Source organism: Mycobacterium sp. pV006 (assembly GCF_041287115.1).
Lineage (GTDB): Bacteria > Actinomycetota > Actinomycetes > Mycobacteriales > Mycobacteriaceae > Mycobacterium.
Genome location: NZ_JBGGKT010000003.1, coordinates 254,626 through 271,827, shown reverse-complemented (window position 1 = coordinate 271,827; position 17,202 = coordinate 254,626). Strand labels below are relative to the sequence as shown.

Genomic DNA, 17,202 nt, shown 5'->3' with positions numbered 1-17,202 from the left:
ATGACGCACGTCATCGACATCGCGCAGCCACCGGTCGACTCGGTGCCGGTCACCCACCTGTGCGACATCAGCGTCGAGTTGCAGCCGGCGCAGGTGATCAGCACGGCGGCGGGATTGCGGCTGACGTTCGTCATCACCGCCGGCGAGGTGACCGGTCCAGCGCTGCGCGGAGAGTTGCTTCCGGGCGGCGGCGACTGGTTGCAGGTCGGCAGCGACGGCGTCGGTCACGTCGACGTGCGCGCCACGATCCGCACCCACGACGGTGCCCTGATCCATTTCACGAGCGGCGGCGTCATCCGCATCCCGCCCGATGGCTTCCAGCGCCTGCGCGTGGGGCGCCCGCTCCCGTTCACCGAGACCTACGTGCGCACCACCCCGGCGTTCGAGACCGCCGACGACCGCTACCGCGGGCTGGCCCAGGTGGTCGCCGTCGGCTACAACGTGCTGTCGCCCGACCACGTCGACTACCGCGTCTATCAGCTGCTGTGAGTCGGCAACCGCTGTGAGTCGGCGCAGCCAGGCCCAGCGCACCGAGGCGACGGTGGGCGCACTGCTCGACGCGGCGCGGCAATCGTTCGCCGAGCAGGGCTTCGACGCGACCTCCCTGGCGGCTGTCGCCACGCGGGCGAAGGTCACGAAAGGTGCGGTCTACCACCACTTCGACAGCAAGGCCCATCTCTTCGAGGCCGTGTTCGGCCGCGAGATCGACCGCCTCGCTGCGGCCCTGCGCACCGCCTACGGCGGCGAGGACGATCCCTGGGACGCGTTCGGTGCGGCGTGCCGCAGCTTCCTGGAGGCCTGCCTCGACCCGGCGGTGCGGCGCATCGTGCTGGTCGAGGCGTTCAGCGCGATCGGCTGGGAGACGACCCGACGGATGGAACAACCGCTCATGGAGTTGATGTGCGCCGGTATCGCCGCGGCTGTACGGGCGGGCCGGATCGAGCCACGCCCCGCGGAGCCGTTCGCGCACTTCCTCTTCGGCGCGTTGTGCGAGACCGCGCTGACCGTGGCCAAGGCAGATGATCGCGCCGCGGCACACCGCCGTGCGGTGGCCGAGGTCGATCGGGTGCTCGGTGCGGTGACGGTGTGGTCGAAGCAGTGAATCCGACATGCGAAAATGGGACACGTGTTGCGATGGACTACTGCTGGTGAATCCCATGGCCGTGCGCTGGTGGCGGTACTCGAAGGGATGGTCGCCGGTGTCCAGGTGACCTCGGACGACATCGCCGCGCAGCTGGCGCGGCGTCGACTCGGCTACGGTCGCGGCGCACGGATGAAGTTCGAGCAGGATCAGATCACGATGCTGGCCGGTATGCGCCACGGGCTCACCCTCGGCGGACCCATCGCGATCGAGATCGGTAACACCGAGTGGCCCAAGTGGGAGACGGTGATGGCGCCGGACCCCGTCGATCCCGACGCGCTGGCCGACAGCGCCGCCCGCAACGCACCGCTGACCCGCCCACGGCCCGGGCACGCCGACTACGCGGGCATGCTCAAGTACGGATTCGACGACGCGCGGCCGGTGCTGGAGCGCGCCAGCGCCCGCGAAACCGCGGCCCGCGTGGCTGCGGGCACCGTCGCGCGCGCGTTCCTGCAGCAGGCGCTCGGTGTCGAGATCGTCTCCCATGTCATCTCCATCGGCGCGTCGCAGCCCTACGACGGACCCGTGCCGCACGCCGCCGACCTGGCCGCGATCGACGCCAGCCCGGTGCGGGCGTTCGACGAGGCCGCCGAGCAGTCCATGATCGAGCAGATCGAGGCCGCCAAACGCGACGGTGACACCCTCGGCGGGGTCGTGGAAGTGGTGGCCCACCACCTGCCCGTCGGGCTCGGGTCGTTCACCAGCGGCGAGAACCGCCTCGACAGCCAGCTGGCCGCGGCGGTCATGGGCATCCAGGCGATCAAGGGCGTCGAGATCGGCGACGGCTTCGAGACCGCGCGGCGGCGCGGCAGCGTCGCGCACGACGAGATGTTCCCGGGCGCCGACGGCGTCACCCGCTCCACCAACCGCGCCGGCGGCCTGGAGGGCGGGATGACCAACGGCCTGCCGGTGCGCGTGCGAGCGGCGATGAAGCCGATCTCGACGGTGCCGCGCGCGCTGGCCACCGTGGACATGACCACCGGTGAGGAGGCGGTGGCCATCCACCAGCGCTCCGACGTGTGCGCGGTACCCGCGGCCGGTGTCGTGGTCGAGACCATGGTCGCGTTGGTGCTCGCCCGCGCGGCGCTGCAGAAGTTCGGTGGCGACTCGCTGACCGAGACACGGACCAACATCGACGGCTACCTGCGCGCGATCGCGCAGCGGGAGCCGCACGACGGCGCGGCAAGGGCCTCGGGCTGATGGCCCCCAAGGCGGTGTTGATCGGGCTGCCCGGGTCGGGTAAGTCCACGATCGGGCGCCGGCTTGCGAAGGCACTCGACGTGCCGATGCTCGACACTGACGCGGAGATCGAGAAGCGCACCGGTCGCGTCATCGCCGAGATCTTCGCCACCGACGGTGAAGCCGAGTTCCGGCGCATCGAGGAAGAGGTCATCCGCGACGCCCTGGACAACCACGACGGTGTGCTGTCCCTGGGCGGCGGTGCGGTGACCACGGAAGGCGTTCGTGAGGCGCTGACCGGGCACACGGTGATCTACCTCGAGATCAGTGCCGCCGAAGGGGTGCGACGCACCGGGGGATCGACCGTCCGGCCGCTGCTGGCCGGCCCGGACCGCAGCGAAAAGTTCAAAAAGCTGATGGCCCAACGTGTTCCGCTGTACCGCAAGGTCGCCACGATGCGCGTCAACACCAATCACCGCAACCCCGGCGCGGTCGTGCGTTACATCACCGCGCGGCTGGAGAACCCCGAAGGCACCCGATCGCGACGCCGCCGCCCGTCCTGGCGACGGGCGCCGCTGTCGCTGACGGCGTCGCCGTCCACCGAAGCTCCGCCGAGCCCGGCCGCGATGGCGGCCAAGAAGGCCGGCGGCCCCTGCGCGCGAAAGGACACCCCGTGACCGAACCGGTGACAGTGGAGGTGGCGACCGACCCGCCCTACCCGGTGATCATCGGCACCGGCCTGCTCGGCGAGCTCGGGCGGGTTCTGCAGGGCCGGCACAAGGTGGCCATCCTGCACCAACCGGTGCTCGCCCAGACCGCCGAGGCCATCCGGGCGCACCTGGCAGGCGCGGGCAGCGACGCGCACCGCATCGAGATCCCCGATGCCGAGGCCGGCAAGGAACTGCCGGTGGTCGGTTTCATCTGGGAGGTGCTGGGCCGCATCGGCGTCGGGCGCAAGGACGCGATCGTGAGTTTGGGCGGGGGAGCGGCCACCGACGTCGCCGGGTTCGCCGCGGCGACCTGGCTGCGCGGTATCGATATCGTGCACGTCCCCACCACGCTGCTCGGCATGGTCGACGCCGCGGTCGGCGGTAAGACCGGCATCAACACCGACGCGGGCAAGAACCTTGTCGGTGCGTTCCATCAGCCGACGGCGGTGCTGATCGACCTCGCCACCCTGGAGACGTTGCCGCGCAACGAGATCATCGCGGGTATGGCCGAGATCGTGAAGGCCGGTTTCATCGCCGACCCGGTCATCCTCGACATGATCGAGGCCGATCCCGAGGCGGCGCTGGACCCGAAGGGCGATGTGCTGCCCGAGTTGATCCGGCGCGCGGTCGCGGTGAAGGCCGAGGTCGTCGCCGCCGACGAGAAGGAATCCGCGCTGCGCGAGATCCTCAACTACGGGCACACTCTTGCGCACGCCATCGAACGCCGGGAGCGCTACCAGTGGCGGCACGGCGCCGCGGTGTCGGTCGGGCTGGTCTTCGCCGCCGAACTGGGCCGGCTGGCGGGACGGCTCGACGACGAGACCACCGAGCGGCACCGCCGCATCCTGGAGGCGCTGGGACTGCCGGTGACCTACGACGCCGATGCGCTGCCGCAGTTGATGGAATCGATGATGGGCGACAAGAAGACCCGCGCCGGGGTCCTGCGGTTCGTCGTGCTCGACGGGTTGGCCAAACCCGGTCGGCTGGAAGGGCCGGATCCGTCGCTGTTGGCCGCGGCGTATGCCGAAGTGGCGCGCGCCTAACGGTTTTCGACCGGCTGATTCTCGTCGTCGCGGACCGCGGCGAACACATCGGTGTCGGCGCGGTCGTCGTCGCCCTCGCGGCGCCGCGGCTCGTCGGGTCGCTTGCGGTCGACGAGCCAGCGGCCCACCGCCACCCCGATGATGGCGCTGAGGAACACCAGCAGCGCGGTGAACGCCGCGAACGTGGTGATCTCGTTGATCAGGCCCTCGACGTAGAGGTTCTGGTAGAAGAGCCCGATCAGCCACGCCACGAACCCGCTCACCACGCCGGCGAACAGCCCGGCCAGCAGCCACGTCATGGCGTAGTCGTCGCGACGGTCCGGATCGGGGTTGCGATTGGCGTCACCGCGGCCGTCGATGTAGCCCCACACCAGCGCGATCACCGCGAACACGGACACCAGGATGACGCTGATCAGTCCGGCCTTGGTTTCCCACGCGTTGATCATCGCTCCCTGGAGTAACCGGACGATCACCATCAGGGCGGCGAACACCAGTCCGCGCAGCAACCACTTGCTCATGAGGGATCACCTTAGCGAGTAGCGTCGGCCATCGTGACCACTTCCGCGCGTCGTGACCGTCTGCGTCGTCTCCTCGTCGAGTCCGGCCTGGCCGCCGTGCTGGTGTCGGACCTGGTCAACGTCCGATACCTGTCTGGCTTCACCGGTTCGAACGCGGCGTTGCTGGTGTTCGCTGACCGGGAGACCCCGGTGCTGGCCACCGACGGGCGCTACCGCACCCAGGCGGCCGCGCAGGCACCGGACGCCGAGGTCGTCATCGAGCGGGCATGTGCACCGCACCTGGCCGCACGCGCCGCCGCCGACGGTGTCCGCCGGCTCGGGTTCGAGAGCCACGTGGTCACCGTCGACGGATTCAGTCGACTCACCGACGCCGCCGGCGACGGATGCGAACTGGTGCGGGCCGCGGGGCTGGTCGAACAACTCCGCGAGGTCAAGGACGCCGACGAGGTCGCACGGCTGCGACGTGCGTGCGAGGCCGCCGACGCGGCGTTGGGCGAGCTGATCGAAGGTGGCGGTCTGCGCGCCGGGCGCACCGAGAAGCAGGTGCGCAACCAGTTGGAGGCGCTCATGCTCGATCACGGCGCCGACGGCGCGTCGTTCGAGACGATCGTCGCCGCCGGCGCCAACTCCGCGATCCCACATCACCGGCCCACCGACGCGGTGCTCGCCGAGGGCGACTTCGTCAAGATCGACTTCGGTGCGCTGGTCGCCGGGTACCACTCCGACATGACGCGGACGTTCGTGCTCGCGCCGATCGCCGACTGGCAGCGCGAGATCTACGACCTGGTCGCCGAAGCCCAACGGGCCGGCCGGAAGGCTCTGGCGCCCGGGGTCGCACTCAAGGAGGTCGACGCGGCGTCCCGGCAGGTGATCGCCGATGCGGGCTACGCCGACAATTTCGCGCACGGACTGGGTCACGGTGTCGGCCTGCAGATCCACGAAGCGCCGGGGATCAATTCCGCGGCCGCCGGTACACTGCTTGCTGGCTCCGCGGTGACCGTCGAGCCTGGTGTCTACCTTCCCGGCCGTGGTGGTGTCCGCATCGAGGACACGCTGGTGGTCGCCGAAGATGCCCCCGAACTGCTGACCGGGTTTTCGAAAGACCTGGTGATCCTCTAGAAGCTAGGAGTACAACCGACCGTGGCAACGACCGCCGACTTCAAGAATGGGCTCGTCCTCGTGATCGATGGCCAGCTGTGGCAGATCATCGAATTCCAGCACGTCAAGCCCGGCAAAGGCCCGGCCTTCGTGCGCACGAAGCTGAAGAATGTGGTGTCCGGCAAGACCGTCGACAAGACCTACAACGCCGGTGTGAAGGTCGAGACCGCGACCGTGGACCGCCGCGACGCGACCTATCTGTACCGCGACGGCTCCGACTTCGTGTTCATGGATTCCGAGGACTACGAGCAGCATCCCCTGCCGGAGTCGCTGGTCGGCCGTGCCGCCGGGTTCCTGCTCGAGAGCATGCCCGTGCAGATCGCGTTCCACAACGGGACCCCGCTGTACCTCGAACTGCCCGTGACCGTCGAACTCGAGGTCACCCACACCGAGCCGGGCCTGCAGGGCGACCGCTCCAGCGCGGGCACCAAGCCGGCCACCGTGGAGACCGGCGCCGAGATCCAGGTGCCGCTGTTCATCAACACCGGGGACAAGCTCAAGGTGGATTCGCGAGACGGCAGCTACCTGGGAAGGGTCAATGCCTGACCGACGCAGTCACCGGGGACGTCACGCGGCCCGCAAACGGGCTGTCGACCTCCTCTTCGAAGCCGAGGCGCGGGGGATCACCCCGGCGGCCGTCGCCGAGGCGCGGACCGAACTCGCCGACAAGGGCGAGGTGTCGAGCCTCAACCCGTACACGGTGACCGTCGCGCACGGCGTCACCGAGCATTCGGCGCACGTCGACGACCTGATCTCGGCACACCTGCAGGGTTGGACGCTGGATCGGCTACCGGCCGTGGACCGCGCGATTCTGCGCGTCGCGGTGTGGGAGCTGCTGCACGCCGAGGACGTGCCCGAACCCGTCGCCGTCGACGAGGCAGTCGAGCTGGCCAAGGAGCTGTCCACCGACGATTCACCCGGCTTCGTCAACGGCGTCCTGGGGCAGGTGATGCTGGTGACTCCGCAGATCCGGGCGGCCGCCGCCGCGGTACAGGGTGGCCGCGAGGCCGAGTAGCTCAGGCGGCGTCGAAGGTCACGAGATCGACGCTGAGGCGGCCTTCGAGGAGGCTGAGTTTGCGGCGTATCGGTGGCCCGGGTAGCGGTGGGGCGATCGATCGGTACACCGCGCCGGTGGGGGTGTGGAACTCGGCGGTGTGTTCGCCGTCGATGGTTTCGGCGCTGACGTGCCAGCCGGGGGCGTCTTTGGCGTAGTTGCAGGCCTCGCACTCGCCCAAACCGTTGGCCGCACTGGTCGGTCCGCCGTCGCGGTGCGGCGTGGCGTGGTCGTGGTGGCGGATCGGAGCGTTGCAGTACGGGGTACGGCACGTGCGGTCGCGCAGGTCGAGAAACCGCGCCAGTCCTTTCGGGAAGATTCGGGCCTTGGATTCCATCGCGACCAGCTGCCCGGAATCGGGATGGCGATACAGCCGGCGCAGCGTGGTGTTCGTGTCGGCGTCCAGCGCAGCATCTCCGACCAGGGCGCGGCAGAACCCGGCCGGCACCGGCCCGTACCCGTCGAGCCAGCACAGTTCGTCGTCGTCACCGGCCAGCGTGGTGTCGGCCATGACCAGGTTCAACGCCACCGGCACCGGCGTCTCGGCGGGTCGGCCGATGACCCGCTCATAGACGGTCTCGGCCATCACCCGCCCACGCGGGCGCTCGTCGAAGGTCATGTCGGCGGCGCGCTTACAGGCCGCGAAGATGGCCACGCTCTGGGACATCGGCAACCGCACGGTCACCTGGGCCATGGTGTCGGACACCGGCCGCACCCACACCCCCGCATCCTGGACCGCCCGGCGCCCACGCTCGACGACCGCGGCGGCGTCCAGGCGCGCGGTGATCCGCTTGGCCTCGGCGGCCACCCGCGCATCACCCCACCCGATCAGCCGGGACGGATCAGCGCAGAGCTCGACGTCCAGCTCGCGTCGGTGCTCGACGCTCAGACACGCCGACTCCCGCACGATCAACGTCGCCCGCCACTCGCTCAGCACGCCGGACTCCAACGCCGTCAACGTGTGGGGCATCTCGTGCACCAACGCTCGCGCGAACCCCAGATGCCGGCCTCCCTGCACCGGCGCCTCGCGGCGCGCCAGCGCCACTTCCGAGGCCAATCCCTTACCCCGCCGCGCCTTCGGGATCCCGTCGGCTTCCTCACGGGCGGCACGCTTGGCCGCCCACAACGCCGTGGCCCGCGCCTGCGCGGCAGCCGCGCGGGCCTTGAGCGCTTCGCAGCGTTCGACGATCGATCGCAATTCGGCCTCGCCGGCCGCATCGGAGATATCGAACAAAGTTTCGAACATGCCACCGACGGTACTCGGCGGCTCCGACAAGCGCCGTCAGGCCTCCAACGCCTGGTAGGTGGCCCGGACGAACTTCGGTTGCGCGGTCTGCAGCTTCGCCAGCGAGGTGTTCCCGGCGATCGCGGCGGCCGCGTCCACCGACAGATTGGGCATGTTCTGGATCAGATAGATCAGGATCACGTCCGCCGACGGGTCGGCCTGCCACCAGGTGCCATAGGCGCCCGGCCACGAGAAGGTGCCCACACCACCCGGTCCGAACAGCGTGCGGGACTTCGCCGGATCGGTGACCACCGACAAGTTCAACCCGAAGCCGCGCCCGATCCAGAACGGGGCGCCGAGGAAGTCGTGCCTCTTCTGTTCGTCGGTCAGACGGTCACGGCGCATCGCGGCCACCGACTCCTCCGACAACACCCGCACGCCGTCGAGCGTGCCGCCGGCCAGCAGCATCCGCGCGAACTTCAGATAATCGTCGGCTGTCGACCACAGCCCCGCGCCGCCGGTGCAGAACGGCGGGTCGGTGATCGGCGCCGGGCCCATCACGTCGTCACGCAACCCCTCAGTGGGGTCGAGCGCATACATGGTGGCGGCGCGGCCACGCGCGGCCGCGCGGACGTGAAAACCGGTGTCGGACATGCCCAGTGGCTCGAAGATGCGCTCGGCGAGAACCTGACTCAGCGGCTTGCCCTCGATGCGTGACAGTGCAATGCCCAGCACATCGGTGGCGTGGCTGTAGGTCAGGCGCTCCCCGGGTTGGTGGGCCAGCGGCAGCGCCGACAGCTCCGCCAGCCAGCGGTCCTGGTCCTGTCGCGTCGGCAGCTTGCGGTAACCGTCCGCGAGAGGGCCGAGCACCGAGAACATGTAGGCCAGCCCACTGCGGTGGGTCATCAGGTCTTCGACGGTGATCTGCCGCTGCGCGGGCACGGTGCGGTCCAGAGGTCCGCGCGGCTCGGTCAGCACCCGCATGTCGGCCAGCTCGGGCAGCCAGGTGGCCACCCGGTCGGTGAGTGTGAGCTTGCCCTCCTCGATCAGCGACATCGCCGCAGCCACGGTGACGGGTTTGGTCATCGACGCGATGCGGAAGATGGTGTCGCGCGCCATGGGCAGCCCGGCATGCACATCGCGATGACCAAGCTCGTTGACCTGCAGTACTTCTCCGCCCTGCCACACCAGCGTGACGGCTCCCGCGAGCAGTCCGGCGTCGATGGCCTCGCTGATGGAAGCCTTGTTGCGGTCGAGGTTCACCGGGCCGAGGCTACCCGGCAGCTACGGTGTCGCCGGCCGGCGGTGCTAAGCTCGCCGCAGTTTCCGACATCCTTTAACGATCCGTCCCGTGAGGCGGAGAAGGAGGTCCGGCTCACTCGTGGGCGCACCCGACCAGACCGGTCCCGACCGGGAGCTGATGTCTTCGGCAGACGTCAGCCGCACCATCGCCCGTATCGCCCATCAGATCATCGAGAAGACCGCTCTGGACGGTCCCGATGCGCCCCGCGTCGTCCTGCTCGGGATCCCCACCCGCGGCGTCACCCTGGCCGCGCGGCTGGCCCGAAACATCGCCGAGTTCAGCGGAGTCGACGCGGCCCACGGTGCCCTCGACATCACGCTGTACCGCGACGACCTGATGAGCAAGCCGCCCCGCGCGTTGGCGGCCACCTCGATTCCCGACGGCGGCATCGACGGTGCGCTGGTGATCCTCGTCGACGACGTCCTCTACTCCGGCCGCTCGGTCCGCTCCGCACTCGACGCGCTGCGCGACCTCGGTCGCCCCAAGGCCGTCCAGCTCGCCGTGCTGGTCGACCGGGGTCATCGTGAACTGCCCATCCGTGCGGACTACGTCGGCAAGAACGTGCCGACCTCCCGCGCCGAGAACGTCAAGGTCCGTCTCACCGAGAACGACGGCCACGACGGAGTCCACATCGCACCGTACGGGGGGCCGCCCAGGTGAAGCACCTGCTGACCGCGTCCGCACTGAGCCGCGACGACGCCACCGCGATCCTCGACAACGCCGACCACTTCCGGGAGGCGCTGCTGGGCCGCGAGGTGAAGAAGCTGCCGACCCTGCGGGGCCGCACCATCATCACGATGTTCTACGAGAACTCCACTCGCACCCGGGTCTCCTTCGAGGTGGCCGGCAAGTGGATGAGCGCGGACGTGATCAATGTCAGCGCGTCGGGATCGTCGGTGGCCAAAGGGGAGTCGCTGCGTGACACCGCGATGACGTTGCGCGCCGCCGGCGCAGACGCGCTGATCGTGCGACATCCCGCGTCGGGCGCAGCGCAGCAGCTGGCCGAGTGGACCGCATCGGAGGACGGCCCGTCGGCCGGCCCGTCGATCATCAACGCCGGCGACGGCACCCACGAGCACCCCACCCAGGCGCTGCTCGACGCGCTGACCATCCGGCAGCGGCTCGGCAGCATCGACGGCAAGCGTGTGGTGATCGTCGGCGACGTCCTGCACAGCAGGGTCGCCCGGTCCAACGTGGCGCTGTTGCACACCCTCGGCGCCGAGGTGGTCCTGGTGGCTCCGCCCACGCTTCTCCCCGTCGGGGTCACCGAGTGGCCGGTCACGGTGTCCCACGACCTGGACGCCGAATTGCCGCTCGCCGACGCCGTTCTGATGCTGCGGGTGCAGGCCGAACGGATGAACGGCGGCTTCTTCCCATCGGCGCGCGAGTACTCGGTGCGGTACGGGTTGAGCGAACAGCGTCAGGCCCAACTCGCCGACCACACGGTGGTGCTGCACCCCGGGCCCATGCTGCGCGGTATGGAGATCGCCTATTCGGTGGCGGATTCGCCGCAATCGGCGGTGCTGCAACAGGTTTCCAACGGTGTGCACATCCGGATGGCAGTGCTGTTCCATCTGCTCGTCGGATCCGAGCAAGGAGCGATCAGCGTATGACCGTCCTCATCACCAACGTGCGCCGCTACGGCGAAGGCGACCCGGTCGACGTGCTGGTCCGTGACGGGCAGATCGCCGAGATCGGCAACGGGCTGCCGGTGCCCGACGACGCCGATGTCCTCGACGGTGCCGGCCAGGTCCTGCTGCCGGGATTCGTCGACCTGCACACCCATCTGCGCGAGCCGGGCCGCGAGTACGCCGAGGACATCGAAACCGGTTCGGCCGCTGCGGCTCTGGGCGGATACACCGCGGTGTTCGCGATGGCCAACACCGATCCGGTGGCAGACAGCGTCGTGGTCACCGACCACGTGTGGCGCCGCGGCCAGCAGGTCGGTCTGGTCGACGTGCACCCGGTCGGCGCGGTCACCGTGGGCTTGCAGGGCCGCCAGCTCACCGAGATGGGGCTGATGGCCGCCGGCGAGGCCGGCGTGCGGATGTTCTCCGACGACGGCGTCTGTGTCGACGACCCGCTGGTCATGCGCCGCGCACTGGAATACGCCCACGGCCTCGGCGTGCTCATCGCCCAGCACGCAGAGGAACCCCGGCTCACCGTCGGCGCAGTCGCCCACGAGGGCCCCCACGCTGCCCGTCTGGGCCTGGCCGGCTGGCCACGTGCCGCCGAGGAATCGATCGTCGCCCGCGACGCGCTGCTGGCCCGCGATGCCGGCGCCCGCGTGCACATCTGCCACGCCTCGACGGCGGGCACCGTGGAGTTGCTGAAATGGGCCAAGGGTCAAGGGATCTCGATCACCGCCGAGGTGACCCCGCACCATCTGCTGCTCGACGACAGCCGGTTGAGCACCTACGACGGACGTAACCGCGTCAACCCTCCGCTGCGCGAGGCCTCCGACGCCGAGACGCTGCGGCAGGCACTGGCCGACGGGGTCATCGATTGCGTGGCCACCGACCACGCCCCGCACGCCGCCCACGAGAAGATGTGCGAGTTCGCCAACGCGCGTCCCGGCATGCTCGGACTGCAGACCGCGCTGTCGGTGGTGGTGCAGACGATGGTCGAGACCGGTCTGCTCACCTGGCGCGACGTCGCGCGGGTGATGAGCGAGAACCCGGCCCGCATCGTCGGTCTGCCCGACCAGGGACGCCCGCTCGACATCGGTGAGCCCGCCAACCTCACGCTCGTCGACCCGACAGCGCGGTGGACGGTGCAGGGCCCGGCGCTGGCCAGCCGGTCGGACAACACGCCGTACGAGGACATGGAACTCCCGGCGGTGGTGACCGCGACCCTGCTGCGCGGCAGGATCACCGCCCGCGACGGGAAGATCGCGTGAACACCCCGACCCTGGTCGCCACGCTGATCATGGCTGCCGTCGTGGTCGTGGTCATCGGCGTGGTGATCCAGTCGATGATCCGCGGCTGGCGCCGCCGCGCGGAACGTCAGGCCCAGATCCTCGGTGCGCTGCCGCCGCTACCGGACACCGTCGGTCCGGCGCTGGTGGCCCCCACCAAGGGGCTCTATGTCGGCAGCACCCTGGTGCCGAACTGGAACGACCGCATCGTCGTCGGTGATCTGGGATTCCGCGCCAAGGCCGTACTGACGCGCTACCCGGAGGGAATCATGTTGCAGCGCACCGGAGCCGGCCCGATCTGGATCCCCGACGACGCCATCGTCGAGATCCGCGCCGAGAAGAACCTGGTGGGCAAGGCGCTCACCCACGAAGGAATCCTGGCCATCCGCTGGCGGTTGTCGTCGGGCGCCGAGATCGACACCGGATTTCGTGCCGACGACCGCGGCGACTACGCCAACTGGCTGCCAGAGGAGGCCGCATGACCATGGACAAAGCCGTACTGGTGCTCGAGGACGGCCGGGTCTTCACCGGCGCCCCGTTCGGGGAGGTCGGGGAGACGCTCGGCGAAGCGGTGTTCTCCACCGGCATGTCCGGGTACCAGGAGACGCTGACCGATCCGAGCTATCACCGTCAGATCGTGGTGGCGACCGCACCCCAGATCGGAAACACCGGCTGGAACCAGGAGGACAGCGAAAGTCGCGGCGACAAGATCTGGGTCGCCGGCTACGTCGTGCGCGACCCGTCGCCGCGGGCATCGAACTGGCGGGCCACCGGCACCCTCGACGACGAACTGCAGCGGCAGGGCGTGGTCGGCGTGGCCGGCGTCGACACGCGCGCGGTTGTGCGGCACCTGCGCAGCCGCGGCTCGATGAAGGCCGGCATCTTCAGCGGCCCGGCCGCCGACGCGCCGGTCGACGAACTCGTCGCCCGCGTGCGCGCGCAGGAATCGATGCTGGGCGCCGACCTGGCCGGTGAGGTCACCACCGACAAGGAGTACGTCGTCGAAGCCGAAGGGCCGCAACGCTTCACGGTGGTCGCCCTGGACCTGGGCATCAAGACCAACACGCCGCGCAACTTCGCCCGGCGCGGCGTCCGGACGGTGGTGCTGCCGGCCTCGGCGACCTTCGACCAGGTCACCGACCTGCGCCCCGACGGGGTCTTCCTGTCCAACGGTCCCGGAGACCCGGCGACCGCAGACCACGTCGTCGCCGTCACCCGCGAGGTGCTCGGTGCCCGGATCCCGTTGTTCGGCATCTGTTTCGGCAACCAGATCCTGGGCCGCGCGCTGGGCCGTTCGACGTACAAGATGACCTTCGGCCACCGCGGCATCAACATCCCGGTGATCGACCACTCCACCGGGCAGGTGGCCATCACCGCGCAGAACCACGGCTTCGCCCTCGAGGGAGAAGCGGGGGAGCAGTTCGACACCGACTTCGGCCGCGCCGAGGTCAGCCACACCTGCGCCAACGACGGGGTGGTCGAGGGGGTCCGGCTGATCGACGGGCGGGCGTTCTCGGTGCAGTACCACCCCGAGGCCGCGGCCGGTCCCCGCGACGCGGGATACCTGTTCGACCAGTTCATCGATCTCATGTCCGAGGCAGGGGAGAAGTAATGCCGCGCCGCACCGACCTCAACCACATCCTGGTGATCGGCTCGGGTCCGATCCTGATCGGACAGGCCGCCGAGTTCGACTACTCGGGCACCCAGGCCTGCCGCGTGCTGCGCGCCGAGGGGCTGCAGGTCACGCTGATCAACTCGAACCCGGCGACGATCATGACCGACCCCGAGTTCGCCGACCACACCTATGTCGAACCGATCACGCCGGGCTTCGTCGAGAAGGTGATCGCCCAGCAGGCTGAACGCGGTAACAAGATCGACGCGCTGCTGGCCACCCTCGGCGGTCAGACGGCGCTGAACACCGCGGTCGCGCTGTCGGAGAACGGCGTCCTCGACAAGTACGACGTCGAGCTCATCGGTGCCGACTTCGACGCCATCCAGCGCGGCGAGGACCGCCAGAAGTTCAAGGACATCGTCGCGAAGGTCGGTGGCGAATCCGCGCGCAGCCGTGTGTGTTTCACCATGGACGAGGTCCGGGAGACGGTCGCCGACCTCGGGTTGCCGGTGGTCGTGCGGCCCAGCTTCACCATGGGCGGCCTTGGTTCGGGCATGGCGTACTCGGCCGAGGACGTCGAGCGCATGGCCGGCGACGGCCTGGCCGCGTCCCCGTCGGCCAACGTGCTCATCGAGGAGTCGATCTTCGGCTGGAAAGAGTACGAACTCGAGTTGATGCGCGACGGCCACGACAACGTCGTGGTGGTGTGCTCGATCGAGAACTTCGACCCGATGGGCGTGCACACCGGTGACTCGGTGACCGTGGCGCCGGCGATGACGCTGACCGACCGCGAATACCAGCAGATGCGCACACTCGGCATCGAGATCCTGCGCGAGGTCGGCGTGGACACCGGCGGCTGCAACATCCAGTTCGCGGTCAACCCCCGCGACGGCCGCCTGATCGTCATCGAGATGAATCCGCGGGTGTCGCGGTCGAGCGCGCTGGCGTCGAAGGCCACCGGTTTCCCGATCGCCAAGATCGCGGCCAAGCTGGCCATCGGCTACACGCTCGACGAGATCGTCAACGACATCACCAAGGAGACCCCCGCCTGCTTCGAACCCACCCTGGACTACGTCGTGGTCAAGGCGCCGCGGTTCGCGTTCGAGAAGTTCCCCGGCGCCGACGGCACCCTGACCACCACCATGAAGTCGGTCGGCGAGGCGATGTCGTTGGGCCGCAACTTCGTCGAGGCGCTGGGCAAGGTGATGCGCTCGCTGGAGACCGGCCGCGCCGGGTTCTGGACCGGCCCGGATGACGAGGCCGACGTCGAGCACGTGTTGGAACGGCTGGGCACGCCCACCGACGGACGGCTCTACGACATCGAATACGCGCTGCGCCTGGGCGCCGACGTCGAACGGGTCGCGGAAGCCTCCGGTGTCGACCCGTGGTTCGTCGAGCAGATCGCCGGTCTGGTGGAGCTGCGCGCGGAGCTGGTCGACGCGCCGGTGCTCGGAGCGGAGCTGCTGCGCCGGGCCAAGAACAGCGGTCTGTCCGACCGCCAGATCGCCGCGCTGCGCCCGGAACTGGCCGGTGAGGTCGGGGTGCGGGCGCTGCGTCAGCGGCTCGGGATCCACCCGGTGTTCAAGACCGTCGACACCTGCGCCGCGGAGTTCGAGGCCAAGACGCCGTACCACTACAGCAGCTACGAACTCGACCCCGCCGCCGAAAGTGAGGTGGCGCCGCAGTCGGAGCGACCCAAGGTGCTGATCCTCGGATCCGGTCCCAACCGCATCGGTCAGGGCATCGAATTCGACTACAGCTGTGTGCATGCCGCGACGACGCTGTCAGAGGCCGGGTTCGAGACCGTGATGGTCAACTGCAACCCCGAGACGGTGTCGACCGACTACGACACCGCCGACCGGCTGTACTTCGAACCGTTGACGTTCGAGGACGTGCTCGAGGTGTACTACGCCGAACAGGCCTCCGGTGCGGGCGGTCCCGGGGTGGTCGGCGTCATCGTGCAGCTCGGCGGGCAGACGCCGCTGGGATTGGCCGAACGCCTGGAGAAGGCCGGCGTGCCGATCGTCGGCACCCCGCCGGAGGCCATCGACCTGGCCGAGGACCGTGGTCACTTCGGTGAGGTGCTCACCGCCGCCGGTCTCCCGGCCCCCAAGTACGGCATGGCGACCAGCTTCGAGCAGGCGCGCCGCATCGCCGCGGACATCGGCTACCCGGTGCTGGTGCGGCCGTCGTACGTGCTGGGTGGGCGCGGCATGGAGATCGTCTACGACGACGAGACCCTGCACGGTTACATCACCCGCGCGACCCAGCTCTCGCCGGAACATCCCGTCCTGGTCGACCGCTTCCTCGAGGACGCCATCGAGATCGACGTCGACGCGTTGTGCGACGGCACCGAGGTCTACATCGGCGGGGTGATGGAGCACATCGAGGAGGCCGGCATCCACTCCGGTGACTCCGCGTGCGCCCTGCCGCCGGTGACGTTGGGCCGCAGCGACATCGAGGCCGTGCGCCGGGCCACCGAGGCCATCGCGTTCGGCATCGGCGTGGTGGGGCTGCTCAACGTGCAGTACGCGCTCAAGGACGACGTGCTCTACGTCCTGGAGGCCAACCCGCGGGCCAGTCGTACTGTCCCGTTCGTCTCCAAGGCCACCGCGGTGCCGCTGGCCAAGGCGTGCGCCCGGATCATGCTCGGCGCCAGCATCGCGCAGCTGCGTGAGGAGGGTGTGCTGGCCCGGGAGGGCGACGGTGCGACCACCGCGCGCAACGCGCCCGTCGCGGTCAAGGAGGCCGTGCTGCCGTTCCATCGGTTCCGCAAGTCCGACGGCACGCAGATCGATTCGCTGCTGGGACCGGAGATGAAGTCCACCGGCGAGGTGATGGGTATCGCCCACGATTTCGGCAGTGCGTTCGCCAAGAGTCAGACCGCCGCGTACGGCTCGCTGCCCACCCGCGGCACGGCATTCGTCTCGGTGGCCAACCGCGACAAACGATCGCTGGTGTTCCCGGTCAAACGCCTGGCCGACCTCGGGTTCAAGGTGCTGGCCACCGAGGGCACCGCAGAGATGTTGAGGCGCAACGGGATTCCGTGTGAGGAGGTGCGCAAGCACTACGAGAGTCCCAGCGGAGCCGACGACCGGTCCCGCTCGGCCGTGGACGCGATCCGCGCCGGGGAGGTCGACATCGTGATCAACACGCCGTACGGCAACTCGGGTCCCCGAGTCGACGGCTACGAGATCCGGTCGGCGGCGGTGGCGACGAGCATCCCGTGTGTGACGACGGTGCAGGGCGCGTCGGCGGCGGTGCAGGGCATCGAATCGAGTATTCGCGGCGACATCGGCGTGATGTCACTGCAGGATCTGCACAACTCGCTGGGGTCCTGAC

16 protein-coding genes and 1 pseudogene are annotated in these 17,202 nt (G+C 69.4%); 14 read left to right on the top strand and 3 right to left on the bottom strand.

The features are described 5' to 3' along the window. The 5 genes and pseudogenes from ACAG25_RS07280 (at window position 1) to aroB (ending at window position 4,073) form a co-directional block, all read left to right on the top strand. Window positions 1-489, top strand: a complete 489-nt coding sequence (locus ACAG25_RS07280; protein WP_370487657.1) for a DUF3237 domain-containing protein — start codon at window positions 1-3, stop codon at window positions 487-489. Window positions 490-502: 13 nt separating this feature from the next. Continuing rightward, window positions 503-1,102 (top strand): TetR/AcrR family transcriptional regulator, encoded by a 600-nt coding sequence (locus ACAG25_RS07275; RefSeq protein ID WP_370487656.1) that lies wholly within the window; start codon window positions 503-505, stop codon window positions 1,100-1,102. 24 nt (window positions 1,103-1,126) lie between these two features. Then, window positions 1,127-2,341 carry a chorismate synthase gene (aroC, locus tag ACAG25_RS07270; protein ID WP_370487654.1) on the top strand — a complete coding sequence of 405 codons (1,215 nt, stop codon included), beginning with the start codon at window positions 1,127-1,129 and terminating at the stop codon, window positions 2,339-2,341. Further along, a pseudogene (locus ACAG25_RS07265) lies at window positions 2,341-2,847 on the top strand (shikimate kinase); the annotation flags it as partial. The gene aroC and the pseudogene ACAG25_RS07265, both read left to right, overlap by 1 nt. A gap of 146 nt (window positions 2,848-2,993) precedes the next feature. Then, on the top strand, window positions 2,994-4,073 hold the full coding sequence (aroB, locus tag ACAG25_RS07260) for a 3-dehydroquinate synthase (RefSeq protein ID WP_370487653.1): 1,080 nt from the start codon (window positions 2,994-2,996) through the stop codon (window positions 4,071-4,073). Here the strand turns inward: aroB and ACAG25_RS07255 are convergent. Beyond that, on the bottom strand, window positions 4,070-4,591 hold the full coding sequence (locus tag ACAG25_RS07255) for a B-4DMT family transporter (protein WP_370487652.1): 522 nt from the start codon (window positions 4,589-4,591) through the stop codon (window positions 4,070-4,072). The genes aroB and ACAG25_RS07255 overlap by 4 nt on opposite strands. 33 nt (window positions 4,592-4,624) lie before the next feature. Between ACAG25_RS07255 and ACAG25_RS07250 the strand changes: the two genes are divergently transcribed. Genes ACAG25_RS07250 through nusB form a run of 3 tightly spaced genes read left to right on the top strand, consistent with a single transcriptional unit; the run spans window position 4,625 to window position 6,764 of the window. Beyond that, complete coding sequence (locus ACAG25_RS07250) at window positions 4,625-5,710, top strand: aminopeptidase P family protein (protein ID WP_370487650.1); 1,086 nt, start codon at window positions 4,625-4,627, stop codon at window positions 5,708-5,710. A gap of 21 nt (window positions 5,711-5,731) precedes the next feature. Further along, window positions 5,732-6,295, top strand: coding sequence for an elongation factor P (gene efp / locus ACAG25_RS07245; RefSeq protein ID WP_370487648.1), 564 nt, complete (start codon window positions 5,732-5,734; stop codon window positions 6,293-6,295). After that, window positions 6,288-6,764, top strand: coding sequence for a transcription antitermination factor NusB (gene nusB, locus ACAG25_RS07240; protein WP_370487647.1), 477 nt, complete (start codon window positions 6,288-6,290; stop codon window positions 6,762-6,764). Before efp ends, nusB begins: the two co-directional genes overlap by 8 nt. A gap of 1 nt (window position 6,765) precedes the next feature. Here the strand turns inward: nusB and ACAG25_RS07235 are convergent, their stop codons facing one another. Beyond that, window positions 6,766-8,049 (bottom strand): DUF222 domain-containing protein, encoded by a 1,284-nt coding sequence (locus tag ACAG25_RS07235; RefSeq protein ID WP_370487645.1) that lies wholly within the window; start codon window positions 8,047-8,049, stop codon window positions 6,766-6,768. Between the two features lie 36 nt (window positions 8,050-8,085). Continuing rightward, entirely contained in the window at window positions 8,086-9,291 is a 1,206-nt protein-coding gene (locus ACAG25_RS07230) for a serine hydrolase domain-containing protein (protein ID WP_370487644.1), read from the bottom strand. A 118-nt stretch (window positions 9,292-9,409) separates the two neighbouring features. On the opposite strand from ACAG25_RS07230, the gene pyrR reads away from it, so the two are divergent. From pyrR to carB, 6 genes are read left to right on the top strand one after another with little or no spacing between them, the layout of a single operon-like run. Beyond that, window positions 9,410-9,991, top strand: a complete 582-nt coding sequence (gene pyrR, locus ACAG25_RS07225; protein WP_370487642.1) for a bifunctional pyr operon transcriptional regulator/uracil phosphoribosyltransferase PyrR — start codon at window positions 9,410-9,412, stop codon at window positions 9,989-9,991. After that, a complete protein-coding gene (locus ACAG25_RS07220) occupies window positions 9,988-10,944 on the top strand; it encodes an aspartate carbamoyltransferase catalytic subunit (protein ID WP_370487641.1) in 957 nt (318 codons plus the stop codon). The genes pyrR and ACAG25_RS07220 overlap by 4 nt, the downstream gene beginning before the upstream one ends. Next, entirely contained in the window at window positions 10,941-12,230 is a 1,290-nt protein-coding gene (locus ACAG25_RS07215; protein WP_370487640.1) for a dihydroorotase, read from the top strand. The genes ACAG25_RS07220 and ACAG25_RS07215 overlap by 4 nt, the downstream gene beginning before the upstream one ends. Then, complete coding sequence (locus ACAG25_RS07210; RefSeq protein ID WP_370487639.1) at window positions 12,227-12,730, top strand: transporter; 504 nt, start codon at window positions 12,227-12,229, stop codon at window positions 12,728-12,730. The genes ACAG25_RS07215 and ACAG25_RS07210 overlap by 4 nt, the downstream gene beginning before the upstream one ends. A 2-nt stretch (window positions 12,731-12,732) precedes the next feature. After that, a complete protein-coding gene (carA, locus tag ACAG25_RS07205) occupies window positions 12,733-13,860 on the top strand; it encodes a glutamine-hydrolyzing carbamoyl-phosphate synthase small subunit (RefSeq protein WP_370487774.1) in 1,128 nt (375 codons plus the stop codon). Further along, window positions 13,860-17,201: a carbamoyl-phosphate synthase large subunit gene (gene carB / locus ACAG25_RS07200; RefSeq protein WP_370487638.1), complete on the top strand. Its 3,342-nt coding sequence runs from the start codon at window positions 13,860-13,862 to the stop codon at window positions 17,199-17,201. Before carA ends, carB begins: the two co-directional genes overlap by 1 nt. Window position 17,202: the final 1 nt, after the last annotated feature.

What these genes read in the sequence shown, in the direction of transcription:
- ACAG25_RS07280 (WP_370487657.1), top strand. Translation starts at nt 1, where the DNA reads ATGACGCACGTCATCGACATCGCGCAGCCACCGGTCGACTCGGTGCCG.
- ACAG25_RS07255 (WP_370487652.1), bottom strand. Translation starts at nt 4,591, where the DNA reads ATGAGCAAGTGGTTGCTGCGCGGACTGGTGTTCGCCGCCCTGATGGTG.
- nusB (WP_370487647.1), top strand. Translation starts at nt 6,288, where the DNA reads ATGCCTGACCGACGCAGTCACCGGGGACGTCACGCGGCCCGCAAACGG.
- ACAG25_RS07235 (WP_370487645.1), bottom strand. Translation starts at nt 8,049, where the DNA reads ATGTTCGAAACTTTGTTCGATATCTCCGATGCGGCCGGCGAGGCCGAA.
- ACAG25_RS07215 (WP_370487640.1), top strand. Translation starts at nt 10,941, where the DNA reads ATGACCGTCCTCATCACCAACGTGCGCCGCTACGGCGAAGGCGACCCG.
- carA (WP_370487774.1), top strand. Translation starts at nt 12,733, where the DNA reads ATGGACAAAGCCGTACTGGTGCTCGAGGACGGCCGGGTCTTCACCGGC.
- carB (WP_370487638.1), top strand. Translation starts at nt 13,860, where the DNA reads ATGCCGCGCCGCACCGACCTCAACCACATCCTGGTGATCGGCTCGGGT.